This window comes from Caldanaerobius fijiensis DSM 17918 (genome assembly GCF_900129075.1).
GTDB classification, from domain to species: domain Bacteria; phylum Bacillota; class Thermoanaerobacteria; order Thermoanaerobacterales; family Caldanaerobiaceae; genus Caldanaerobius; species Caldanaerobius fijiensis.
Window position 1 is genome coordinate 1 of sequence record NZ_FQVH01000036.1, and the last position, 24,671, is coordinate 24,671.

Here is a 24,671-nt window from a genome sequence, read left to right on the forward strand (position 1 = left end):
TTCTCATCAAATCCATTGCCCATGCAAGAAGTTTTTCCATACCTTCTCTGTTGTTTCTGAATTCCAGGCGTCTACCATACTCCACGCCCCTGTAGTCAAATGCTCTGGCATGATGCTTTTCTTTAGCAATGTCCACTCCTACGATTAATGTTTTTTCTGTCACTTGCAAAATCTTTTCATTTTGTGTATACTTCATTTTAGTACCTCCTGTTTTTTCAGTTAATTCGAGGTAAGTTCTAGAACTTACACTCTGTATTTTATCAGGAGGTACTTATTTTTTCAAAGTTCGTTTTAGCTCATTTTCGCCCATTTTAAATCATTACAGGAATGCTCCTTTTTCAGTATTATTTGATACCTAGTCTATACATCATACTCTATATTCAGTTTTTTAAACAAGTTCACAAGATAATTCTTCGATGATATGTAGCTTTCCCTCAGGTCCTTAACACCACCAATATCTATCGCTACATACCCGTTAAAATCATGCTTCTTTAATGCTGTAAAAACGCCTTCCCAATCTATTGTACCTTCTCCTAGTGCTAGATGCTCATTTATCCTTCCATCATTGTCTGACACGTGTACGTAAAAGATCTTTTTCCCGGCCTTTTCTACACTCAGCGGCAGAATCTCTTTCTGGGCATGCTGATGGCCTGTATCCAATACCATACCAAAATTCTTGCTACCCACATGGTCATACAACCTTAAAAATGCATCTGTATTACTTATCAGCTCTCCTACACGTGGTTCCAGGCAGAACTTCATACCATTTTTCTCTGCTATATCTGAGCACTTCCTATAGCTTTCTACTATTATGCCCCAGTGCTCCTCCCAATCATAGGCAGGGTCTATCTCTACATTAAACACCTTACCATAATTTATAGCCTCTTTATAGGGGATATCTCCTTTAAACTTTAATGGCGGTGTAAAGCTATCTGTTTGCACTGTCTCGGCTTGAAAGTATTTTGCTGTCTCAACCCCGAGTTCATACGCTTCAAATGCCCTTTCCCTTAATTCTTTATTCATGCTTGCTATGTCAGGTAATATGGGACAGAAGTTTATTATTTTCAAACCCAGTTCATCGCATTTTTCTTTTATGAGCCTGCGGTTTTCATATACTTCCCTCATGTTTTCGTTCCCGACACCTTCTACTTCCACATATTTAAAGCCCATGTCATGCATCTCTTCCAATGCCTTTATGGCATTGTCTATTGTCGGTGGATATCCATATCTGTTTATAGCATAAAGCCAACAGTAACTGATTTTCATCATAATGAATCCTCCCCTTTTTGTTGTTAATCTTTTTATATAGCGAAATCTATTGTTTTACCTGTCTCGGCAGATATTCTCATACAATTGGCCAACGCTGTGCTCAACAAGCCGTCCATGTCATCTGCTATCTGCACATTTTCACCCCATACTGCCTCTATGAAACTATCAAGAATTACAGGGTCGCCACCTCCATGTCCATCCATGTTCTTGCCTAGCTTATATTCTCGTATACTGCCATCTTGAAAACTATTGACAATAATCGTTTGATCTGCGAAGTCACCTCTTAAATCTCCCTTATCTCCGATAGGGGTACCAGTTCAAAGCTGGCCTGTATCCCGTTTTCATACAAAATTATTCCGTTATACGTATCGTTTATATCACTATCTTCATTGAACACACACAAATCCAGTCCGTATTTTGTCGGATTATTTTTTTCTTGATCACTCAAGTGCAAACCCGATGCCCTATAAGCAAATTGACACTCATCTTTTGCAGGACACTGGCTGCAGTAATTTGCTCTTTTTTTATCTGGCGTAAAAAACGTTCTGCTGGCAAATGCTGATACTTTTTGAGGTCTTGCTCCAGCATACCATGTTATGATGTCTAAATCATGACAGTTTTTTGTTAAAATCATATCTCCACTGTTTTCTTTCTTCCTGTGCCAGCGCCTATAATAACTACTCGCATGATATGATTCCAATACCTCTTTGTGTGAAATTGTAAGCACGTCTCCTATAATTCCATCGTCCAATATTTCTTTTATGGTGCGGAAAAACCACGTAAAACGCAGTACAAAGCCGACAAATAAAAGCTTTCCTGATCGCATCCTTGCTTCAACCATCCGCTTACAGTCTTCTACTGTGACTGCCATTGGCTTCTCGCAAAATACATCTTTGCCTGCATTTAAAAGGTCTATTACTATATCAGTATGGGCAAAGTCTGGTGTTGTAACAATAGCTGCATCTATATTATCGATTATTTCATGATAATCGTTGGCCTTTATCACATCATTAAACTCGAAATTCTCGCAGAAGGTATCTAATCGAAGCTGATTTATGTCTACTACAGCCGTTACTTTTGCATCATCCCTTTTTCTTTAAATTTTGAGCAAAGGATGTAGCTCTAGCACCTGAACCAATTATCGCAATCCTCAATTGATTCATTTAAAATACCACCTCCCCACAAAAAAGATTTAAATCTAGCTATGAATTATATTTTTGATTATTCTAAGATATAAGTTTTGTGTACTTGTGTATCGAACTCTATCACATTACTCTCAGGTTTTTTTACTGCAACTGTATTGCCATCTGAAGTTACCTTAACTTCACCATTAACCCTTATCCTGCAACGGTTACCTAAAAGCGATGTTATAGAGGCCTTTATCAGTTTTCCATCTTCCCAATAGATATCTATTTTAAATCCGCCTCTAGCTCTTAAACCTTTGACGTAGCCGTTAGCCCACGCCTTTGGCAAAGCAGGCAATAAATTTATCTCACCCGCATGGCTCTGCAATAACATTTCAGCTATGCCAGCCGTTCCCCCAAAATTTCCATCGATCTGAAACGGCGGATGATTGTCAAATAGATTATTCAACGTGGATTTTCTCAATAGAGCAAGGACATTTTCATACGCCTGTTCAGCTTCTTCCAATCTTGCCCACATATTTATTATCCATGCCCTGCTCCAACCCGTATGTCCGCCGCCGTGCTCTAGCCTTCTCTCAAGGGTCCTTTTTGCTGCTTGGGCAAGCTGCGGAGTACCCCTTAGCGTTATCTGATTTCCCGGGTGCAATGCAAAAAGGTGTGAAATATGCCTGTGGCCGGGCTGATCCTCATCATAGTCTTCAAGCCATTCCTGTATCTGTCCGTATTTCCCTATTTTAAGCTTTGGAAGCCGGTTCAATACCTCCGATAATTGACACCTGAACTCTTCATCTATGCCCAATATCTCCCCTGCCTTGATGCAGCGAGTAAATAACGCATAAATTATCTCGTTATCCATTGTTGGCGCCATACATAAGGCCACCTTCTGGCCATCTGGAAGTATGTATGTATTCTCAGGCGAAACAGAAGGACATGTGACCAGCTGCCCTTCAGGGTTTTCAATGAGAAAGTCTAGGAAGAAAGTAGCCGCTTCTTTCATGATGTTATACGCCTTTTTTAAATACTCAATATCTCCGCCAAACTCATAGTGATCCCAGAGATGTAGACATAGCCACGCCGCTCCCATAGGCCAGTACGTCGCAGTTGCGGTGCGATCTTGTGGCGCTGTATCTGCCCAGATATCCGTGTTATGATGGGCTACAAAGCCGCGGCAACCATACATTACTTTAGCTGTCCGCTGCCCGGGTTTTACCATCCTCTCTATATGCTCTAAAAGAGGTACATGGCACTCAGCCAGATTACATGTTTCTGCAGGCCAATAGTTCATCTCAGTATTTATATTTATCGTGTATTTGCTGTCCCATGGCGGCAACATGCTTTCATTCCATATACCCTGAAGGTTTGCAGGAAGTGAACCTGGCCTGCTGCAAGATATTAATAGATAGCGGCCAAATTGGAAATAAAGGTTTATAAGGCCATTATCTTCTAAACCATTTTTAACCCTTTCAAGGCGTTCATCGGTAGGAAGTAAATCCAGGTTTTCGTCGTAACTCAAATAAAGGTCCACCCTTTTAAATAATGTCTGGTAATCCTTTATGTGATCTTTGCGCATAACCTCATAGGGCTTCATAGATGCATTTGCTATCTGATTCAAGCATACTTGCTCTGGATACTTTTCGCGATATGTGGTGTTTGCTGCAAAATATAATGTCACTGCATCTGCATTTTTTATAAGCAGATTATCCCCTATAACTTCTGTAGTACCACCCTCTGCCACAGCGCGAACCGCAGCCCTGAATACAATTCCATTTTCACCGCCGCATTTACCGCGCATAATGAGCGTATCAGGTTTTAAAGGCTCAATTCTATCAAGATTCCTGAATCTTCCCCTGTCCAGCTGTATCTTTAGCGATATGCTTTCAGGACTCGTTGAAGTTAAATGAATTACAATCACCTGATCAACGTAACTGGCAAAGATCTCCCTCATATATGTGGTATTGCCTATATTATATCGCACCGTGACGATACCTGTATTTAGGTCCAATTCCCTTATGTAATCTTTAACGTTTGCCTCATCGTATTTAAAACTCAAATATAGATCTCCCAGCGGTTCATAATGGCTCTCTGTCTCGGGCAAACCAGCCAGTGCAAGATTTGCAAGCTCCTGTGCCTCTACAACCTTGCCTTCAAATATCAGCCGCCTGATCTCAGGCAAATATGTAAGGGCATCAGGATTGTTTCTATCCCTTGGACCACCGTACCAGACTGAATCCTCATTCAGCTGAATCCGTTCCACATCGATTTTACCAAACACCATTCCACCCAGTCGTCCATTTCCGATGGGCAATGCCTCAACCCACTCATTGGCAGGCTGTCGGTACCATAACTTTAGGTTATTTTTATCATCTAACATCACAGAGTAAACCCCCTTTTTTGAAAACTTTAACGTTTACTTATGAATGGAATAAATATCTTATACAAATAATAACAGAAAACTCAACAATTTACCAGCACCTTCTTCAATTCGCAATTTGATTGCTAATGCAAAAATGGAGCAGGAGGTAGAAAAAACATCTACTTCCTGCTCCATCGTTTAAAAATTTAAAACAATCGCGTATATACCGGCAGGCCGTTGTGCATCGGCACTTCCGCCTCACCAACCACCAGAGGCCTTACGTAATCCATAAAATCATTGTTTACAAAATTTCCATCCTCATTTATCCATTCTAATGGAACCTTTTTCTCATAGTTGCAGACCTTGTCCAATTCTACAAGTCCAGTACTGCATCGATAATCAGGCCCATCTTCCCTCACCAATGTCACCATTTTGCCGCTAATGCCTTCCAATGCATACTTTATAGCCATCTCACCGGCCATTACAGCTTCATCCAGGTCGGTCTTCGAAACATAATGCATCGCACATCTCTGTAAAAAGCCCAACCTGGTTAATTTTACCTTATCATAGACATTGGCTTTTATCAGCTGTTCAATATAATCTCCAACGCCTCCTAATTGAATATGGCCGAATATATCCTTCTTATAAGAATTTTTTCTGTTAAATACATAATCGCCGTCTTTATTTACAAGCCCTTCGGACACCACTACGAACAAATGATTGTTTGTTTCAAAAGCTTTCTTAAGGTCATTTAAAAATTTCTCCTCATCGAAAACTATTTCTGGCATATATATGAGCATGTTTAAATCCGGAATCTTCTCTTTAGCCAGAGCTGCAGAACCAGCTATCCAACCGGTGTTGCGCCCCATTACTTCCAACACGTTAATTACCCCTGTACCATATACAGCAGAATCTAATGCCAATTCCATGCATACAGTTGCTACATATTTGGCTACACTACCATATCCCGGGCAATGATCTGTATGCATAAGGTCATTATCTATCGTCTTAGGTATGCCTATCACCTTTATATCATATCCCACTTTCTTGGCGTACATGTCTATTTTATACGCTGAGTCCATGGAGTCATTTCCACCAATATAAAAGAAATATCTCACATTATTTTCATCAAACACTTTAAAAAGCTTCTCATATTCTTCAGTAGACTCCCGAGGATCTTTTAGTTTATACCTGCATGAGCCCAAAGCAGCTGAGGGGCTCAATTTCACTTTTTCGAGCAAATCCATTGAAACCTCAGTTAAATCTTTAATCTTACCTTCCAGGATACCCTTTATACCATGTATACCGCCTAAAATCTTTCCAAAACTATTTTCTTTTAAAGCTTGCGTTATTACACCATATAGACTCCCGTTTATTACTGACGTTGGACCGCCAGATTGTGCTACAAGACAATTACCGCGTAACATCCGACACTCTCCTTCTCGAATTATGCTACTTTTAACGTAAAAGTAAATTTAGTACCTTCTCCATATCGACTTTCAACGTTAATATCTCCACCATGAGATTCTATTATGGATTTAACGATAGACAGTCCAAGGCCACTTCCTTCAACCTTGCTTTCCCTTGATTTATCAGCCTTGTAAAATCTGTCCCATATAAACGGTAAATCTTCCTCCTTTATACCAATCCCATTGTCTTCTACCGAAACATACGCCAATCCATCCTTTTGATATGTTTTTATGGCAATACGACCTGCTTCCTTTGAAAACTTAATGGCATTATCAAGCAAATTTATCAACACTTGCTCAATCCTATCGGGGTCGGCTTCCACATACATGTAATCTTTTGCGAAATCCACCTCAACATCCAAACCCCGTGCATCTATCTTACCTTCGAGTTTTATTAAAACCCTTCTAATCAACTCATTTATATCGAAATTTCTCAGATTTAACTTTATTCCGGCCTCCAGTTCCGCTAAATTTAGAAGGTCTGAAACCAGTCTGCTCAATCTTTCAGATTCTGACTTTACGACCCTAAGGTACCTATTTCTATCGCTTTCTGGTATCGTGCCATCTATGATACCATCGAGATATCCTATGATAGAAGTCAAAGGTGAGCGCAACTCGTGGGAAACATTGGCTACAAATCCCTTTCTCATTTCTTCTAGATGCTGTAATTCATTTGCCATCATATTAAAGCTTTTAGCTAGTTCTCCAATCTCATCGCTGCTATCTACCGCAACCCGTATGTCAAAATTTCCCTTTGCTATGCCTTTAGCTGCTTTAGAAATAGCAACCAGTGGTTTTGACAGCTTTTGAGCAGATATATAACTCAATATAAGTGCTACGACGACAGCAGCCAGCGCTGAAATTGCTATAATAATATAGATCCTGTAAAGTGCTGCCTGTATCTCGTATATAGGTGCATGCATAAATATCGCACCGATGATGGCATTCCCAAAATATACGGGAGAACCTACCGTGAGTACAGGAGTTTTAAACATGCCGCCAAAACTACCTCTAATAACAACAACCTTCCCGCTCAGTACCTCCTTGACTTCGTCTAAAGACAGTTTGAGGCCTACAGCCTGTCTATCCTGAGACGTAGATACGGTATAGACAATCCCCCGCCTATCCAGCAGCCATATCCTGGCATTTAAATATTGATCTATAAATTTAAGCTCATATGCCAGACTGCCCGGAATAATGTTGCCCATTAGAATAGAAGCAAAAGTATTGTTGAGTTTACGGCTTTCCTCCAGGAGAGCATTCTTTTTTTCATTATAATAAAACCCTGTAAAAAGCTGTATCAGCAGCCCTGTAACTATCAATATAGTTATGAGGACCAAAAGCATGTTTATATGCATAAGCCTTTTAAAAAGGCTACTTTGTTTCAATACCCTTCACCTCAAATTTATAGCCCACACCCCAAACCGTCTTTAACGACCAGACATCATTAGGTGGTAATTTTTCCCTTAATCGTTTTATATGGACGTCTACTGTCCTCGAATCGCCAAAATAATCATATCCCCATACCTGTTCCAGCAGTTGTTCCCGTGTAAAAACCTGGTTGGGATGAGATGCTAAAAAATACAGTAGTTCGAACTCTTTAGGCGGAACTTCAATATCGCGACCATTGAGTTTAAGTTTATACTCTGTCATATTTATAACAATTCCCGGATATACAATTTTTTTCTCATCTTCACCTGGTGCAGGCGCATATCTCCTCAAGACAGCTTTTACCCTTGCCACCAGTTCTTTAGGGTCAAAAGGCTTCACAATGTAATCGTCAGCTCCAAGCTCAAGGCCGAGGACTTTATCCAGTGTCTCACTTTTAGCCGTAAGCATTATAATCGGCACATTGCTAATCTTTCGTATGTGCTTACACACCGTATAACCGTCAACACCTGGCAGCATCAAATCTAATACGACCAACGACGGCGATACTTCGCTGAACTTTTCTATGGCCGCATTACCATCGTATACCTTAACCGTCTCAAATCCTTCTTTGCTTAAGTAAATAGAGATGAGCTCACAGATATTTTTATCATCATCCACGATCATTATCTTTGTAGCCATATTACCCACCTTATATCTTTTTTATAATTATAACATAAATTTATTATTTTTTCGCCTTTTTTATTGTAAATTGAAACACACTGCCCTGTCCTATCTGACTCTTTACGCCAACAGAACCGCCATGTAGTTGTATGATCTCCTTAGCTATTGCAAGGCCCAATCCAGCTCCATCCTTTCCTCTCGCCTTATCAGCTTTATAAAATCTATCCCAGATGTATTCCAGATCTTCAGCAGGTATGCCCACACCAGTATCGCTTACCTTTACAGTGACAAAATCCCTTCCTTCTTCTGCTGCCACAACCACAGAACCCCCTGTACCCGTGTATTTGATCCCATTATCTATCAGTATCATGAGCACCTGTTGAATCCTATCTTCGTCTGCCATTACCGGCGACATATTGCTTGGACAGTTGTAAATCAACTGTATACCTTTGTTATCAGCCTGTGGCTTCATTTTTGCAATAACATTTTTTATCAGTTCACTTAAAATAACAGGATGCATATTAATAGCCATTTTACCAGATTGTAACCTGCTCAAATCCAGCAAATCGTTTATCAACCTTTGCATACGCAAAGTCTCGTCGTATATGATTTTATGGTATCTTTCTATATCAGCTTTATCCGTTACAGTACCATCTATAAGCGGTTCCATGAATCCTCTGATGGCTGTAAGAGGCGTCCTCAATTCGTGAGAAACGTTCGCCACAAAATCCCTGCGCATTTTCTCAAGCCTTTCTGACTCAGACGCCAGATAATTTAAAGACCTTGCTAACCGACCTATTTCATCATCACTTTCAAAATTCACCTTCACCTTATAATTGCCCTTTGCCATAGCAATTGCGATTCTAGACATTTCTTTTAACGGCCTTATAATTAATCGTGAAAGGTAAGCACTTATTATTGATGCCAGAAAAAGCGCTAATATCACCACTATGATCAAAACAACATACATGCTGGTCAAAACCCCAGTAATATCATCGATAGGCGAATACAAAAAAATTCCTCCAAATATCTTATTATTTAACTGCACCGGAACACCTATTGTAATCATAGTCTGGTTTATATTCTCCATCTTTTCAATGGCTATTACTTTATTACCTTCATTTATCTTATTTATGTACACAGCAGGAATTCTAATATACCTCATCATATTCATCATATTGTCGCTAATATCTTTCGTTATGCCGTCCACACCATCAAAGGCAGCTGCCATAATTCTCCCGTCTTTGTTAGCTACAATGACGCTGCTATTTATCGATCGACTTACGGCCCTGAGGAATCGCATGTAAAGCTTTGGATTAATATTCTCCGAAAAATAGGTTTCCGTTACCTGGCTTATCTCTAAAGCTTTGTTTTCCAGATTTTTTGCTTTCGCATTAATTATATAGTCTCCTAACACATTAGAAAAAAGCAAACCTATAATAAGTACGGTTATTAAGATGACTATCAAATATGAGGCGAACAATTTACCCGACAGCGTATTAAACATCAGGTGTTCACCTCAAACTTATACCCAACCCCCCATACGGTTTTTATATCCCATGGGTAGTTGTCCTTTTTATTTAACTTAGCCCTTATCCTCTTTATATGGGTATCAACGGTTCTGGTATCTCCGTAATAGTCATACCCCCATATTTCTTCAAGCAATTGCTCGCGAGTAAATACCTTATTGCAATTGCTGGCAAGATACCATAAAAGTTCTATTTCTTTAGGTGTCATCGCTACTTCCTGACCATTCAGTTTTACGTAATAGTTATCTATATCGATTTCAAGTCCCGGATAAGCGATAACATTCTTTTTATTGTGGCCTCCTTTTTCACCTCGTTCAGCTACCCTTCTGATAACGGCCTTAACCCTCGCTACCACTTCCCTGGGATTAAAAGGCTTTGTCACATAATCATCTGCACCTATCTCTAATCCCAGTATTTTGTCAAGATCTTCTCCTTTTGCAGTCAGCATGATTATCGGCACATCAGATTCTTTTCTCAACTGCTTGCAGACCTCTAACCCATCCAATACAGGCATCATTATATCTAGTATGATAAGATCAGGCTTTAAATCTCTGGCCTTTTTTAAAGCCATATCGCCATCATCAGCAAACTCTACATCAAATCCTTCCTTTTTTAAATAAAGCTGTAATATTTCCTGAACATTTTTATCGTCATCAGCTATTAAAACCACATTGTTTGCCACACTGTTCACCTCCAGATTCATTATATTACAGAAAAAGAAATTTAAAAAAGAGGTTAGCGCTTACTGACCTCTTTTTATACTTTAATATATTTCCATTTACCCGCCCTAAATCTAAACCAGTACATACACGAACGCACCACAAAATCAAAGCATATACCTATCCATATACCATACACGCCCATACCAAGAATTTTTCCCAAAATAAATCCTACAAGTACCCTAAAAGTCCATAAACCGGCAAAAGCAGTAAGCACGATATAAAGTATATCACCACCAGCTCTTAATGAGCCGGATATAACATTCATGATGGCCAGCATAGGTTCAATCACAGCAAATATCCTGATAACTACAGAACCCATATGTATAACCACAGGATCTGTAGAATAAAGTGCAGCCAGCTGTCTCGCAAAGATGAACATACATACCCCTATAACAGCTATAACTTTTACTGCAATACGGGTAGTCTGTCTTGCATAGTTTTCTGCAGCATCGTACTCCTTAGCGCCAAGACTTCTACCCACCAGGCTGGTGGCTGCGAGAGTAAAACCAAATATGGGCATAAATGCTATAGAGTTAGCATTCATACCTATCTGATATACAGCCATAGCCACAGTGCCCATCGTGGCAACCATGATCTGAACGACGAGAAACCCTCCCTGCATTACCAGCTGTTCCAAAGATGCAGGTAATCCTACACGCACTATCCTGCTCATCATCTTGAAATCGATTCTAATCCTATCTTTTATGCTCAAGTTTATAACCCTTTTAGCAAAATAGAGGATATACAATTGTAAAAATCCACCTATTATCCTCGCGATTGTAACCGCTATGGCCGTCCCTTTTACGCCGTAAGCAGGTACGATATACGTACCATTTATCTTTACTCCAAAGACGAGAAGTAGATTAAACAAAAGACTTATGATATTAACTATAGCGGTAATATACATAGGCGTCCTGGTGTCCCCTGCACCTCTAAGCGCTCCGCCTATGACCAGATCGATTATGACAAAAGGCAAGCCTATAAGCACGATTCTATAATAAAGCAACGCATATCGAAACACATCAGCAGAAATCCTGCCAAAAAAAAGATGAATGAGCGGAACCGCAAATATATATCCCAGCACAGTAAGCATTATAAAAATAAAGATACACATTATAAGTGATTGCATAACAGCCAGGCGAGCATTTTCATGATCCTTCTCACCGATAAGCCTGGCTACAATTACTGTGGAGCCTGTGGAAAGGCCGGCAAATACGGCCTGAAAGAAAAAAATTAAACTATTTATAGCGCCCACAGCTGCAATAGCCGCATTGCCCAGCCTACCAACAAACATGGTGGAGACAAGCCCCACCATCATTATAAGAGATTGCTCAATAATAGACGGCCACGCTAATTGCCATATTTCGTTTTTGGTACTTCTCTTCGCATAAGAAATTTCCATTAACCTCATCCCAAAATATATATTTATAATTATACAGCTCTTATATTTTTATACTAGAATCATATATTTATATAATATAAATTTTTTTGTGATATGTCAAGGTCAATGGAATCACTTTATTTTAAAATATCCCAGATCGGATCTATTTGACTTCTGCCGCGAGGCCCCAATATAATAGGTTTTATACCTGCAATTTCACAATAATATTTAAGCGCCTCTACTTTATCTCCCACAACAGCTTGAATGTGATTTGCTGGAAATACGTTTAAAAATTCATCAAAGCTGCATTCCAATCTGGCGTGAACATGAGGCCAGGTCGGATCTGTCTGCTCATTTAATGCTTTTCTCTCATCATCAGGCAAATCGAGGCTCTCTCCCTTGACTATCACCATATAAGGCTTTCCATCCCATAATCCCAATCTCGCAAAAGTCAATTCAGCGGGACCTGCATTAAATTCCACAGATGCGCCACCAGCTTTAAAGTAATATTCCAGCGCAGGATGTAAAGTTATTTTCTTAAAGTTATCCTCTGCATTCCTGCTGTATGCAGCATAAAAACTTGAATGATTACCTGAATTGCATAAATCCCATACATCCTTTTCAGGATGATATATCCTTACATCCATAAATAGCGTGGGATATCCTCCGCTTATGTACTTCAAGATCTGCATGGTCAATGCTGCATTTGCATCGGCTTCAGTTGCACAAACCGTTGGCTCCTTAGGTCCATTCCAGTCATAAGGGTCATTTAATAGCATCTCAGGTATATCGCCCAGACACACATACTCTGTCAATTCTCTCTGCCCTTTTAAACCACAAAAATCAAAGCCTTCTCTTTCATTGACTATTTTCATGGCCAGGTACAGCCTTATCTGGTTTTTCAACGTATCAGGCGTAAGCATTTTACCATCGTATAGTATTCTATCCCCCAAAAGTTCACTAAACCATTTAAAACCTTTTTCTACTTCTTTTTCATCCACTTCATTTTCCATGGTTTTTACCAGCTGCAACTGATCAATTTGATATGCGGTAGTGCCAAAGGTTTTTATATTTTGTGTCAGATGATAAAATCCCGTCTCCATGCCCATAGAATGCCCACCATATAATCCAAAAACCTCGTTCTTCATGGTAGTATAGGCCTGACTTGCCCTCAACCAGTCTATAACCTTTTGCTGTGTAGCCTCGTCATTTATGTCGCCTACGATCCTATGGGTTCTAAAACCTGCCTGTCTCAAAGCGCCGTCAGTAGCCAAAAGCCCCACATTTCCCGGGTATTTGCCATTATTATTGGATAAGCTTAATACAGGCACGTCCCTACCCAGAGAATTTAAAAATGGCCATACCAGATACGGGAAATTCCATACATTATAGCACATGATGACCTGCTTGCAATTTGCCCTCGATAACTCTTCGCCAACCTTCTGGGCCACTCTCACACTGGTAATAGTCTCAGACCCTATAACTACTTCTGGAGAAGATCCATCAAAGTTGACAAGCCTTTTCTTTATAACCTCTGCCCATTGTCTTAAAACACTCATGTTTTCCTCATTATTGGCTTTGTAGACATGCGGGCGCGCATCATTCATCATAACAAGCCCTATTGTCGTTGACCTCATAATACTACCCCCTTCATAGCAGGCTTAATTATATTATAAATAAATATTCTATAAAAACCTTTCATTTCCTCTATCATTTCATAGGCAAAATCCACTTTTCTTCTGCCGCAAACATCTCTGAAACCATAGATCTTATCTGATCCATATCTAAAACGGCAGAGGTCAGGGGATCCATCATGACAGCCTGATATATATACTCTTTATTGCCGGTAATAGCACCCATAACAGCCAATTCTTGTACGTTTATATTAGTCCTGTTTAGCGCAGCCAATTGCGGCGGCAGATCACCTATAACAGTCGGCTGTATGCCGTTTTTGTCTACAAGACATGGAACCTCTACACAGCATCCCTGAGGCAAATTAGTTATAAGGCCCTTGTTGTCTACATTACCATAAATAACCCTGGGCACCCCTGTTTCCATAGAGTGAATAATATACGCCCCATATTCGTGTGTCCTTTTTACCTCCACTTTTTCTGCGTTTATGAGCTTCTCCATGTCGCTGTCAAATCTGGCAGCAGCGTTTTGACAGCATTTCAGGTACATACCGTTATAGACGCCATCATCATTCCAGTTTGCATCTTTATGAATCTTTTCTATCCAGTGATCAAATTTTCTGAAATAAGGCACGTATTCGGACATATGGTGGCTTGATTCTGTAACATAGTACCCAAAATGCTTTAGAAACTCGAATTTTGTCACATCTTTCTTATATATATCGGGATCATTGTATTTTTCTTTTATTAACGGATATGCATCCTTGCCATTCCACTTAAACTCCAGGAACCATGCCATGTGGTTTATTCCTGCTGATATAAATGATATCTCCTCATAAGGTGCACCTATGATTTGTGCAAGCCATTCTGACGTACCCTGAACACTGTGGCACAAGCCTACATTTTTAATATTTGAAATGCGGTTTATATACCAGCAATTCATGGCCATGGGATTTACATAGTTTATCCATAGGGCATCAGGACACAATTCTTCCATGTCCTGAGCGATACCTTTAAACACCGCAGCAGTCCTTAAAAATCTGAAGACACCACCAGGTCCAAGAGTATCTCCAACAGCCTGTTTTACACCGTACTTTAACGGAATTTCTATATCAAGCTGATAGGCCTCCAGCCCTCCTGCCTGTATCATGGTTATGACGTAATCGGCATCTTTTAACGCTTCTCTTCTGTCTAAAGTAGAAATGATAGTAGCTTTATAGCCTTCCTGTTTTACAAGCTTATCCGCCAGCCTTGATATCATGCTTAAACGCTTTGGATCTATATCCATTAAAGCAATCGTGCTGTCGGACAGTTCTGGAAAAGACAGTATATCCACCATGATATTCTTAGCAAAAACGATGCTTCCCGCCCCTATCATGGCTATTTTTGCCATTTTAAATCCCCCTTAAATTTTTAAATTTATTAATTTCAATCCGTGATCAGTTAAATTTTTAGGTTAGCCTTTTTCCAGTCTTCCTCAAACTTTTCAATTCCCGCATCCGTCAGAGGATGTTTTATCATCTGCATTATCACTTTATATGGAACAGTAGCTATGTGGGCGCCTAATTTTGCGGCCATAAGTACGTGCATAGGATGCCTTATGCTCGCTACTATTATTTCGGTGTCTATATCGTAGTTGTTGAAGATATCAACTATATCTTGGATAAGCTTCATGCCATCTGTGCTTATGTCGTCAAGCCTACCCACAAAGGGGCTTACATATGTGGCGCCTGCGCGCGCCGCCAGCAGTGCCTGGTTCGCGCTAAATATAAGGGTGACATTAGTCTTAATCCCTTCTTTGGAAAGCACCTTTACTGCCTTAAGGCCCTCTGCTGTCATAGGAATCTTAATGACTATGTTTTTGTGTATCTTAGCCAATTTCCTTGCTTCCTGAATCATGCCTTCATGATCTTCACTTATAACTTCTGCACTTATAGGACCATCTACAATGCCTGCAATTTCTTTAACTACCTCAATAAAGTCCCTACCCTCTTTTGCGATAAGTGATGGATTTGTAGTAACACCCGATATCACACCAAGCTCGTTGGCCTCTCTTATCTCATCTATATTAGCAGTGTCAATAAAAAACTTCATACCTATCACTCCACTATCTATTTTACACCAAAATCAATTTTTGTATAACTTTACAACACTATCGTATAATCTTTCATCGCTTAAGCCTATATCCTCAGCCAACCTTAAAATAGTGTACCTCTGCCTGACTTCTTTCGCGTTAACCAGCGTGTCATAAAGCAATATTTGGTTTACGCCAATTTCACTAATATCTACAGGTGCGCCAGCAGCCTGGAGTATATACTTTATTTGTGCTGGTTCAGGTACATTCTCTTTTACCCACTTTTTCAGATGTTCCCAGTGCTCAAGTATTTTATCCTGTCTCTGCCTTCTTTTTGTTTCATCCAGATAAAAATAGTTTAAATCGTTTAAAACCTCATCAGCCATGGGACCATACGCGTTCCTTATCCTCGATTCATACTCATCGCGGGTTTGCAAAACTCTTTTTGACATAAACTCTTTTATATCGTCCGATGTAAGTGAAAATATGTAATGGTAGATCCCCGATACGACAACGCTCATCACACCAACTTTTGTCCCATGAAAATGACGTTCATTCCCCGATGATATTTCTTTCATCTCTAAATAATGCGACAGATGATGTTCCGCCCCTGACGCAGGGCGGGAATTGCCAAATTTAAGCATTGCAATACCCGAGATAACCAGGGCCTCCATCAGCTCTTTTATTGCCTTTTTATCCCTTTTTATAATACCTTTAGAAACATTCACGCATTTCTCTATCGATTCTTTTACCAGGCCTGATATATTTTCAGAGTAGGCTTCACCTGTTACTATGCTGCTTATATACCAGTCCGCCAGAGACGTATACTTGCCCAGAATATCGCCAAAACCCGCGGTTATCATATCGTATGGAGCTTTTGAGAGAACATTGACATCGCCGATTATAAAGTCAGGATATACCGCCGTATAAGTTCGTTTGAAGCCCTTGACTATCAAAGGTGAAACAGACGATGCATACCCATCCATAGACGGTGCCGTAGCTACAATTCCATAAGGCCTGCCCGTCTTAAAACTTATAAATTTTACAATATCATTTATCGTCCCCGAGCCTACAGCTATCAAAAACTTTACATCCTCATCCATTTTTATGAGAATTTCACCCAGAGTATATTCATCGGGTACAAGCAAGCCATTGCGTTCCAGTATACATTCTGTTATGTCAAACCCATTATTTTTCAATTGTGTTATTACATCTATTCCCGCCGCTTTATACGTATTAATGTCGCAGATAACCATCGCTTTAGAATCTATAATACCTATTTTATTCATTACATATGGAATACTATTTATAGCACCCTCTTCAATGAGAATTTCTTTTATAGGAATTAATTCGCCCATGTTCCGCTTCCACTTCTTTCATTTCAATACTTCTGCTATTGGCATTAACCCTGCCCGTACTTTGTCATATACCTCTCATGAGCCCTCTTTACCTCTTCTTCGGGTATCTCATCAGGCTGACCCAGCAGCAATGCCAGATGAACCGTCTTTGCCACGTCCTCTACCATAACCGCCGCCTTCACCGCAGCCTCAGGAGATTTACCAATGGTAAACACTCCATGGTTTTTCATCAAAATGGCAGGACTGTCACCTATATATTTTACTATAGCTTTGCCTATCTCTTCCTCTCCTATTCGAGCATAAGGACCGACTGGTATAGGTCCGCCGAACTCGTCGGCGATAGCCGTGAGGTAAACGGGGATTGGCCTCCCTAAAGCTGCAAAGCTGGTAGCATAAGGCGAATGAGTGTGCACAATCCCCATGACGTCGCTTCGGTGCCTGTACACATAAAGATGGGTCGCCGTATCTACCGACGGCTTTAATCTGCCTTCTATTATATTTCCCTCCAGATCTACTACCACCATATCTTCAGGGGTCATCTCATCATATAATACCCCACTGGGCTTTATTACTACATATCCTGTCTCTGGGTCCCTGCCGCTGACATTGCCGCTGGTCATCGTCACCAGGTTATTTTTGGGCAGCATGAGATTCATCTTCCAGACGCGCTCTTTCAATTTCTCAAGCATTTGTAACCCTCTCCTTTATGGCTTTTAACCTTTTCATGACATCATTTTGGCCTCTCCCAAAGTAGTCGTGCAGGATTTTATACTCTTTAAATAGCTCCTCGTATATCTTGACGTTCTGCGGTATAGGCCTATAAACAGTATCTTTTAACCTGGGTATAGTTTTTGCTGCTTCAAATATGCTGTCAAATCCGCCTTTTCCCTTACCAGCGGCTACTGCTCCAAACATAGCCGCACCCAATGCAGGGGTTTGCGCAGACTGTGAAATCTTTATCTCTAAATTGGTTACATCCGCATATATCTGCATCAATAAAGGATCTTTTTCTGCCAGACCGCCGCAAGCGTACAGCTCTTTTACCTCTACACCGTTATCGTTAAACGCATCTATTATCATCTTTGTTCCATAGGCTGTAGCTTCAATAAGGGCCCTGTATATTTCCTCGGGCTTTGTGGTGAGATTCATACCGAGTATCATGCCTGTTAAATCCGCATCTACCAAAATAGATCTGTTGCCGTTCCACCAATCCAGCGCTATCAACCCGCTCTGACCTGGTTTTAAATCGGAGGCTTTTTCTCTTAAATACTGGAAGGTGCTTATACCTCTTTGTTCAGCCTGGATTTTGTATTCGTGTGGGAGACACGCTTCCATATACCAGGCAAATATATCTCCTACTGCTGATTGTCCCGCTTCATAGCCGTATAAGCCGGGTATTATACCGTCTTCTACAACGCCACACATCCCAGGTACTTCTACTTCCCTGTCACTCAAAACCATATGGCATATGGATGTACCCATTACCATCACCATTTTACCAGGCGATGTCACTCCCACAGCCGGTACAGATACGTGAGCATCCACATTGCCTACCGCAACGGCTACCCCCGGGTTTAACCCTATAAGGGATGCTATTTCTGGCCTTAATTCCCCTGCCTTCGTGCCAAGAGGATATATGTCCCTGCTGAGCTTTTCGTCGACCAGATTTTCCAAGCGTGGGTCCAGTGCTTTGTAAAATTCCCTGGAGGGATAGCCCTTTCTCTTGTGCCATATAGCCTTATACCCTGCTGTACAGCTGTTTCGCCTTTCGTTACCTGTGAGCATCATGACCACCCAGTCGGCGGCCTCAATAAATTTATCGGCAGCTTCATAGACTTCCGGTGCCTCATTTAGCACCTGCCAGACCTTGGGGACCAGCCATTCCGATGATATCTTGCCGCCATACCTTGCCAGAAAGTCTTCCCCTCGCTGGGCAGCTATCTGGTTTAACCTGTTGGCTTCAGGCTGTGCCGCATGATGCTTCCACAGCTTCACGTAGGCATGGGGATTTTTGGTAAATTCAGGTAAATCACACAGAGGCGTGCCGTCCTTTTTAATAGGAAGGACGGTACACGCCGTAAAATCTATCCCTAAGCCTATGACATCGTCTTTATTTACCCCTGATTTTTTTAATACGTCAGGGACGATGACTTTTAACACTTCAATGTAATCGTCGGGATGTTCCAGCGCCCAATCCTGGCCCAACCGTGTGCCGTCGGGCAAGCTCTCGTCCATGACGCCATGAGGATATGCCATCGTCGAGGAGGCTACTTCTTGAGCTGTGTCTATATTGAGGAGTAAAGCCCTGGCTGATTCTGTCCCGTAATCAATACCTATTGAATATTTTGCCATACATTCCCCACCTTTATTTCTCCTTTATTTTATTTTTATCAATCTGGCGATTTCATCAAAAGCAACCTCATCAAAATCAGGTGTTTTTACGCCGTCAATTAATTCCCATTCTTCAACGTGTTCTACCGATGAACCCGGCTGCAGCTCTACCAGTGGTCCTAATGTCTCTATTTCTATCATCCAATCAGTGGTATACGTCTCAAAAGATGCTCCAAAATCTGGATATTCAGCTCCTGTGATATGGGTATACCTCTTTACAAACATATGTCCATTGTTAATATAGGCAACCCATCCTTTTTCATTCTGAGTACCCAGTTTAAAGGGTGATTTCATATCGGGATCCTGTTTTAAAGCAATATACCTTTCACCCCAGAAAACCCTGTGATCGTTCATTTTAGAATAAGGCCATAAAACCACAGATCTATTGGGCAAAAAACCCGTATCTTTATCAATTTGCGGTATTATCTCAATCCCACCTGTCGCCATAACAGATATGGACCACGGAGCTAATTTGACAGCCCAAGCACCAGTATTAGTTATCTTGTGAATCAACTTTACCTCTGAACTGTCAGGACTTAGTATTACAGTTATCTCTTTTTGCATATTAACCCACGGCTCTGGCTTTTGTATCAACCTTACGCCGTTTTGTATTTCCTGCCAATCCACAACCTCGTTATCGGGTGAATATGTCCGCGGCATGACTTCAGGGCTATGCCACAACCTATGCCCACCATAATTTCTCCACTGATTGCCGCCTACCTTTCCCGCATCCTCCTCTTTAACGGCGAATTCATTTACATCGCCTGTAAAGCCGTACCTTATCAACCTCGGACCTACGTCTACCGTAGCCACAATATCAACTATTCCGTTGGAAATCTGTATGCAATTCTCCCAGCCAGCAAAGGCTACTTTATTAATGCTTACGCTCATATATGTCATCCCCCACGTTATAAATTTACATCCAGCGAACGGCCCAATTCGTTGGATTTAAATGCCGCCTCCATCACTGAAAACACCCTTCTAACTTCGCTGGGCTTTACGATCAATTCTTCCTTACCTTCTATAGTGTTTAAAACATTTCTATAAAAATCCGTCCAATCAGGATTAGCTTCAGGTAACCCTATCTCCTCCCTTACCTCTACCGGTTGTGGGGCAAAGGTACGGGTGGGACCTGCAGCGGTCTCAACCATCTCCGGTTCAACCTCTTCCATCAACTTTTTTACTCTCGTAATACCGCCTTTTCCTTCAAAGTTCTCTATGGTAAGCGTACCAGCATTCCCTCCTACATACCAGCGCGGTAAACTCCTCAAGCAGAAAGTACCTACTTCAACCTGAACAGATACTCCATTGTCCAGCTTCATGAGGATCTTAAAGTAGTCATCCACCCCTGGATTCAATACGCTAAAAAGCTGGGCGTAAATCGACACCACTTTGTTTTCAGGATACATGTAAAGTATCTGATCCAGCAAATGGACACCCCAGTCCAAAAGCATTCCACCGCCGTATTCCTTTACAGCGCGCCATCCATAAATTTTTCCGCCAGAGCCATGCACTCTTGACTCTATATTGTAGACGTCGCCTAACATACCGGACTCCACTGCCTTTCTCATTATGCAGTAGTCTTTATCCCAGCGGCGGTTCTGATGCACGGTAAAAAGCACCTTGTTTTTTTCTGCTGCTTCAATTATTTCGTCAACTTCCCTGATGGATATAGCCACGGGTTTCTCCACAATCACATTCTTACCGGCATTGGCAGCAGCTATTGCCAGCTCTTTGTGTACATGATTTGGCGTTGCTACCAACACGATATTTATCTCAGGATCAGCCAAAAACGAATCCAGTGTGTAGTAGCCCTTTAGTCCTGTTTCCTTTGCAGCCTCTACCCTCGCGGGATCAATATCATACGCTGCAACCACTTCTACTCCGTCCACCCTTGCAGCATTTTTGCGGTGCCATCCACCCATGCCGCCGTATCCAATAATACCTAATTTCAAAGTCATTTATTACACCCTTTCTAACACTGTGAGGTACACCCTGCGTACCTTCTTAAAATTTCTATCGCCTGTGCATAATCGCTTTCATCATTCAACCTAGCTTCCACGCTCATACGCCCTTGATAGTTTATCTCCTTTAGTGCGCCAAAAAACAAATCGTATCTGTCCTTATCTGTGGCCTTAGGATATTCTCTTATTCTGCTGGCAATATGAGTATGTACGAGATTATTACCTGCTTTTAAAAGCACATCAAAATCCTCATTTTCCACTGCCATATGGTAATAATCCGCCAGTACCTTCACGCTATCATGACTGACGTCGCCCACCATTTTAAGGCCCTCTTCCACCGTGTTCAAGATATTGGATTCATTTTTATTAAGGTTTTCGATGGCAATGCAAATATCGTACCTGGCTGCATAATCCCCGGCCATCTTCAAGAAATCTACTATTTGGCTCCACGCCTTTTCCCTCGAATAATCTTCGGGTATATTTCTTGCCCCAGCACTGCCAAACACCACTATCTTACCGCCTAAAGCGCTTGCCCTTCTCATAGACTCTCTTACATACTCTTCAAGAGCGGCAAAATTCACTTCATCTCCTACAACCTTCAACGTCCTTATAAAACTGTTAAAAGCCTCAACTTTAAGAGGGCTTCGCTCTGAACGCCTCAGAAGGTCGTCAAACTGATCCGACGATAATTCCATTATGCCAGCAAGCCCAAATTCCAGGTAGTCATAACCTAGATCTTTTAATAAATCTGCTTTGTCAAAATTAGATGTACACACACCAAACTTCACGAGATCCCTCCCCCTTTTTTCTTGATTGACATCATTACTTTTTCACAATAATTTATATTCTATATGAATATGGAAATTCCTTCACCGCTATTATATTGTTCTAACTTTTTCTTGTATTAAAATTTCTTAATTTTCGATTCATCACAAAAAGAGTCGCTGCAACCGTTAGCAAAAAAAAGCCCAATACAGCCCTCCTTATATCAAAAGCATGATTTATTCTATAGCCTTTTTTTACAATGATCAGCCTATCTGCATGAATATCCAGCTCTCCGCCATGCTGTTTACAGGCCCTATGGAATGTACCTAATATCTTCACGATATCACCTTTATATTTATAATTGCCGACTGTTTTTATTTTGTCAACCTCCGTCGTCCTTAAGTATATACCGATAGCATTATTGCCGTCATTTACATTTATCCACGCATACTCACCCCTTTTCATCACATCCCCGATCACCTCTCCCTGATACTCAACCTTTTTTCCATCGTATTTTATCGCATTATTAATTAATTTGCCGCTATCCACGGGCATGTAATCAACTGCGTACGTATTGTATGGTGCAAACACAATAACAAATACAACCAATAAAGTTATAATTATTTTTATATTTCCGACCATATCCTTTTTACCCCCGTAAATATAAATGCAATAAGTGCAAATACCGACATAAATTCCAATCTTCCAACCCACATGATAAAGATATATATGAGCTTTAGACCAGCTGGCATGGAAGCAGATGTAATGCCGATAGAAAGCCCTACATTTCCTGTAGCCGATGCAGCTTCAAACATGGAGCTTAGAACAGGATAGCCGTAATATACACCGGCAATAGACCCCAATGCAAATACAACAATATAACATATGATGATTATCATAGCACTTCTCGCAGTTTTATCATCGAGAACCTGATCATCTATATAATGGTACCTATCTACTGTTATAGCACTCTCTGGCAAGAACAGTCTTTTGACATCACTCATCAATGCCTTGAATGTTATACCTACCCTTAGCCCTTTAAAACCACCGGCTGTAGAGCATGCACTACCGCCGATGAGTATAGAAAGTATCACAGCGATTACTGCAAAACTACCCCATTCATTGTAAAACTGCTGCGAATAAATTGTCTGAAATCCTGTAGTAGTATGGCCTGATATCAATTGATAAAAGCCTTTCCTGAACATAGCCATATAATCAGGATATACACCATATCTCATGAGACCAATAGTCGTCATCGTTACAAGAATTGTTAAGGTTATAAAAAATGAAACTGTCTCTATGTTCCTATAAATCTCCTTTTTATTTCCGCGCAAAACAGCGTAATGCAAGCCAAAATTAAACGAACCCACAGTAAAAAACACAATAGTAGCTATTTCAAATATCAAGCTGTGATAATAGAGTATATTCTGCATATGGGGAGCAAAGCCTCCAGTACTCCATGCACCCATATATATCCATAAAGCTTGAAGAAACGCGCTCACAGGCTTAATGCCAATTCCCATTCCGATTACCCAGAGAATAAAAGTGCCAATAATGAGGTAAATAATGCTTATCTTCCAGATAGCTCTGGCGGTTGACTTCACGCTAGGCAAAAGCCTGCTGTCTTTTGCCTCACCCACATAAATCTTGAACCCGCCCCCGAGATTACTGCCAAAAAAGCTTAAAGCCAGTACAACCATGCCCTGCCCGCCCACAAAAGTCAAAATGTGCCTCCACATGTTAACGCCATTGGAGACGTGGTCTAAGTCCTGAATAAGCACGAGACCTGTGGTAGTAAAACCACTCATAACGTCAAAAGTAGCATCCAAAAAGGAATTATAATTTCCTGAAAGATAATAAGGTATGGCTGAAATAATCGTAAGTAATAACCAGGAAAAAGAAGCAATCACCATACCGTGAATCCACATTACTTTTTTTCTTTTATTGCTACATATAATCACAAAAGTATAGCCTGTTATTATTGCGATTGAAAAACCTATGACAAAATCAATTGCAATGTTCCACTCAGCGGATAACAATGCTGTCAATAATGGAATGATCATAAGCATACCTGTCCCTATTATGATATATCCTGTATAATACCCTATTGTTTTTAAGTCATCTCTAAAACTATAGCCCTTTTTCATAGTTCACCTCATCACAATAAGATTTAAGATAAAAACGGCACCTATAAAAGCCATTATCGTTCCAATTTCAACCCCTATACCCATAAGAATATCCTTAAATCTTTTCACATCTGCCTACCCCCTCGTATAATATGATTTGTAATCAACCAAAAAGGTCGACCTTTAACAAGATTAATAAAGATCTTTGATATTTAAATATTGTTTCTTTAAATTTCACCATGATTAAATCTATCAAGTGCCACTTGATACTTATGCATACATCGCATAGCTACTACCCATGGTTGGGAAGATGGGTTGTCAAGCCCGAACGCAGTGAGTTCATTTTAGGCTTGACTACTCATCGACCAAACATATAATCCTCTCTGCGATGTATGCTCGATTGCTGCATTTTGTATTGTAGTACACGTATTCCCTCTTTCTT

The 24,671-nt window shown here is 40.7% G+C and carries 22 protein-coding genes and 1 pseudogene; all 23 read right to left on the reverse strand.

Going from position 1 to position 24,671, the window contains the following annotated elements:
- Positions 1–196 (reverse strand): IS110 family transposase (locus BUB87_RS11530; RefSeq protein ID WP_143156693.1); only part of this gene is annotated, 196 nt, incomplete at its 3' end.
- Positions 197–360: 164 nt separating this feature from the next.
- Complete coding sequence (locus tag BUB87_RS11535) at positions 361–1,269, reverse strand: sugar phosphate isomerase/epimerase family protein (protein ID WP_073345599.1); 909 nt, start codon at positions 1,267–1,269, stop codon at positions 361–363.
- A 32-nt stretch (positions 1,270–1,301) separates the two neighbouring features.
- Positions 1,302–1,472 (reverse strand): hypothetical protein, encoded by a 171-nt coding sequence (locus tag BUB87_RS14890; protein WP_159432411.1) that lies wholly within the window; start codon positions 1,470–1,472, stop codon positions 1,302–1,304.
- A gap of 80 nt (positions 1,473–1,552) precedes the next feature.
- A complete protein-coding gene (locus BUB87_RS14895) occupies positions 1,553–2,095 on the reverse strand; it encodes a Gfo/Idh/MocA family protein (RefSeq protein ID WP_268761645.1) in 543 nt (180 codons plus the stop codon).
- A pseudogene (locus tag BUB87_RS14900) lies at positions 2,075–2,347 on the reverse strand (Gfo/Idh/MocA family protein); the annotation flags it as partial. The gene BUB87_RS14895 and the pseudogene BUB87_RS14900, both read right to left, overlap by 21 nt.
- 143 nt (positions 2,348–2,490) lie before the next feature.
- The gene (locus tag BUB87_RS11545; RefSeq protein WP_073345647.1) at positions 2,491–4,785 is read right to left on the reverse strand and encodes a glycoside hydrolase family 95 protein; all 2,295 of its coding nucleotides are present in this window, start codon (positions 4,783–4,785) and stop codon (positions 2,491–2,493) included.
- A 188-nt stretch (positions 4,786–4,973) separates the two neighbouring features.
- Positions 4,974–6,194 carry a 6-phosphofructokinase gene (locus BUB87_RS11550; RefSeq protein ID WP_073345604.1) on the reverse strand — a complete coding sequence of 407 codons (1,221 nt, stop codon included), beginning with the start codon at positions 6,192–6,194 and terminating at the stop codon, positions 4,974–4,976.
- Positions 6,195–6,214: 20 nt separating this feature from the next.
- Complete coding sequence (locus BUB87_RS11555) at positions 6,215–7,624, reverse strand: sensor histidine kinase (RefSeq protein ID WP_073345606.1); 1,410 nt, start codon at positions 7,622–7,624, stop codon at positions 6,215–6,217.
- Positions 7,611–8,306 carry a response regulator transcription factor gene (locus BUB87_RS11560; protein ID WP_073345608.1) on the reverse strand — a complete coding sequence of 232 codons (696 nt, stop codon included), beginning with the start codon at positions 8,304–8,306 and terminating at the stop codon, positions 7,611–7,613. The genes BUB87_RS11555 and BUB87_RS11560 overlap by 14 nt, the downstream gene beginning before the upstream one ends.
- A 43-nt stretch (positions 8,307–8,349) precedes the next feature.
- A complete protein-coding gene (locus BUB87_RS11565) occupies positions 8,350–9,795 on the reverse strand; it encodes a sensor histidine kinase (RefSeq protein ID WP_073345611.1) in 1,446 nt (481 codons plus the stop codon).
- Positions 9,795–10,499: a response regulator transcription factor gene (locus BUB87_RS11570; RefSeq protein ID WP_234946035.1), complete on the reverse strand. Its 705-nt coding sequence runs from the start codon at positions 10,497–10,499 to the stop codon at positions 9,795–9,797. The genes BUB87_RS11565 and BUB87_RS11570 overlap by 1 nt, the downstream gene beginning before the upstream one ends.
- Positions 10,500–10,573: 74 nt before the next feature.
- Positions 10,574–11,941, reverse strand: coding sequence for an MATE family efflux transporter (locus BUB87_RS11575; protein ID WP_073345616.1), 1,368 nt, complete (start codon positions 11,939–11,941; stop codon positions 10,574–10,576).
- A 116-nt stretch (positions 11,942–12,057) separates the two neighbouring features.
- Positions 12,058–13,557 (reverse strand): L-fucose/L-arabinose isomerase family protein, encoded by a 1,500-nt coding sequence (locus BUB87_RS11580; RefSeq protein WP_073345619.1) that lies wholly within the window; start codon positions 13,555–13,557, stop codon positions 12,058–12,060.
- Between the two features lie 73 nt (positions 13,558–13,630).
- Positions 13,631–14,944, reverse strand: a complete 1,314-nt coding sequence (melA, locus tag BUB87_RS11585; RefSeq protein WP_073345622.1) for an alpha-glucosidase/alpha-galactosidase — start codon at positions 14,942–14,944, stop codon at positions 13,631–13,633.
- Between the two features lie 50 nt (positions 14,945–14,994).
- Positions 14,995–15,645, reverse strand: a complete 651-nt coding sequence (gene fsa / locus BUB87_RS11590) for a fructose-6-phosphate aldolase (RefSeq protein WP_073345624.1) — start codon at positions 15,643–15,645, stop codon at positions 14,995–14,997.
- Positions 15,646–15,678: 33 nt separating this feature from the next.
- Positions 15,679–16,983 carry a sn-glycerol-1-phosphate dehydrogenase gene (locus BUB87_RS11595; RefSeq protein WP_073345627.1) on the reverse strand — a complete coding sequence of 435 codons (1,305 nt, stop codon included), beginning with the start codon at positions 16,981–16,983 and terminating at the stop codon, positions 15,679–15,681.
- 44 nt (positions 16,984–17,027) lie between these two features.
- Positions 17,028–17,672, reverse strand: coding sequence for an L-ribulose-5-phosphate 4-epimerase (locus BUB87_RS11600; protein ID WP_073345629.1), 645 nt, complete (start codon positions 17,670–17,672; stop codon positions 17,028–17,030).
- A complete protein-coding gene (locus BUB87_RS11605; protein ID WP_073345632.1) occupies positions 17,665–19,335 on the reverse strand; it encodes a ribulokinase in 1,671 nt (556 codons plus the stop codon). The genes BUB87_RS11600 and BUB87_RS11605 overlap by 8 nt, the downstream gene beginning before the upstream one ends.
- Positions 19,336–19,359: 24 nt before the next feature.
- Positions 19,360–20,265: a TTE1925 family mutarotase gene (locus tag BUB87_RS11610; protein ID WP_073345636.1), complete on the reverse strand. Its 906-nt coding sequence runs from the start codon at positions 20,263–20,265 to the stop codon at positions 19,360–19,362.
- 17 nt (positions 20,266–20,282) lie between these two features.
- On the reverse strand, positions 20,283–21,335 hold the full coding sequence (locus BUB87_RS11615; protein ID WP_073345638.1) for a Gfo/Idh/MocA family protein: 1,053 nt from the start codon (positions 21,333–21,335) through the stop codon (positions 20,283–20,285).
- A gap of 14 nt (positions 21,336–21,349) precedes the next feature.
- A complete protein-coding gene (locus tag BUB87_RS11620; protein ID WP_073345640.1) occupies positions 21,350–22,126 on the reverse strand; it encodes a sugar phosphate isomerase/epimerase family protein in 777 nt (258 codons plus the stop codon).
- A 100-nt stretch (positions 22,127–22,226) separates the two neighbouring features.
- Positions 22,227–22,745, reverse strand: a complete 519-nt coding sequence (locus BUB87_RS11625; protein WP_073345642.1) for a hypothetical protein — start codon at positions 22,743–22,745, stop codon at positions 22,227–22,229.
- On the reverse strand, positions 22,730–24,250 hold the full coding sequence (locus BUB87_RS11630) for a TrkH family potassium uptake protein (RefSeq protein ID WP_073345644.1): 1,521 nt from the start codon (positions 24,248–24,250) through the stop codon (positions 22,730–22,732). Before BUB87_RS11630 ends, BUB87_RS11625 begins: the two co-directional genes overlap by 16 nt.
- Positions 24,251–24,671 lie beyond the last annotated feature (421 nt).

Excerpts from the sequence above, each read along its gene's own strand:
- BUB87_RS11535 (WP_073345599.1), bottom strand. The coding sequence starts at position 1,269 with ATGATGAAAATCAGTTACTGTTGGCTTTATGCTATAAACAGATATGGA.
- BUB87_RS14890 (WP_159432411.1), bottom strand. The coding sequence starts at position 1,472 with ATGGATGGACATGGAGGTGGCGACCCTGTAATTCTTGATAGTTTCATA.
- BUB87_RS14895 (WP_268761645.1), bottom strand. The coding sequence starts at position 2,095 with ATGCGATCAGGAAAGCTTTTATTTGTCGGCTTTGTACTGCGTTTTACG.
- BUB87_RS11545 (WP_073345647.1), bottom strand. The coding sequence starts at position 4,785 with ATGTTAGATGATAAAAATAACCTAAAGTTATGGTACCGACAGCCTGCC.
- BUB87_RS11550 (WP_073345604.1), bottom strand. The coding sequence starts at position 6,194 with ATGTTACGCGGTAATTGTCTTGTAGCACAATCTGGCGGTCCAACGTCA.
- BUB87_RS11560 (WP_073345608.1), bottom strand. The coding sequence starts at position 8,306 with ATGGCTACAAAGATAATGATCGTGGATGATGATAAAAATATCTGTGAG.
- BUB87_RS11565 (WP_073345611.1), bottom strand. The coding sequence starts at position 9,795 with ATGTTTAATACGCTGTCGGGTAAATTGTTCGCCTCATATTTGATAGTC.
- BUB87_RS11575 (WP_073345616.1), bottom strand. The coding sequence starts at position 11,941 with ATGGAAATTTCTTATGCGAAGAGAAGTACCAAAAACGAAATATGGCAA.
- BUB87_RS11580 (WP_073345619.1), bottom strand. The coding sequence starts at position 13,557 with ATGAGGTCAACGACAATAGGGCTTGTTATGATGAATGATGCGCGCCCG.
- melA (WP_073345622.1), bottom strand. The coding sequence starts at position 14,944 with ATGGCAAAAATAGCCATGATAGGGGCGGGAAGCATCGTTTTTGCTAAG.
- fsa (WP_073345624.1), bottom strand. The coding sequence starts at position 15,645 with ATGAAGTTTTTTATTGACACTGCTAATATAGATGAGATAAGAGAGGCC.
- BUB87_RS11595 (WP_073345627.1), bottom strand. The coding sequence starts at position 16,983 with ATGGGCGAATTAATTCCTATAAAAGAAATTCTCATTGAAGAGGGTGCT.
- BUB87_RS11600 (WP_073345629.1), bottom strand. The coding sequence starts at position 17,672 with ATGCTTGAGAAATTGAAAGAGCGCGTCTGGAAGATGAATCTCATGCTG.
- BUB87_RS11605 (WP_073345632.1), bottom strand. The coding sequence starts at position 19,335 with ATGGCAAAATATTCAATAGGTATTGATTACGGGACAGAATCAGCCAGG.
- BUB87_RS11610 (WP_073345636.1), bottom strand. The coding sequence starts at position 20,265 with ATGAGCGTAAGCATTAATAAAGTAGCCTTTGCTGGCTGGGAGAATTGC.
- BUB87_RS11615 (WP_073345638.1), bottom strand. The coding sequence starts at position 21,335 with ATGACTTTGAAATTAGGTATTATTGGATACGGCGGCATGGGTGGATGG.
- BUB87_RS11625 (WP_073345642.1), bottom strand. The coding sequence starts at position 22,745 with ATGGTCGGAAATATAAAAATAATTATAACTTTATTGGTTGTATTTGTT.
- BUB87_RS11630 (WP_073345644.1), bottom strand. The coding sequence starts at position 24,250 with ATGAAAAAGGGCTATAGTTTTAGAGATGACTTAAAAACAATAGGGTAT.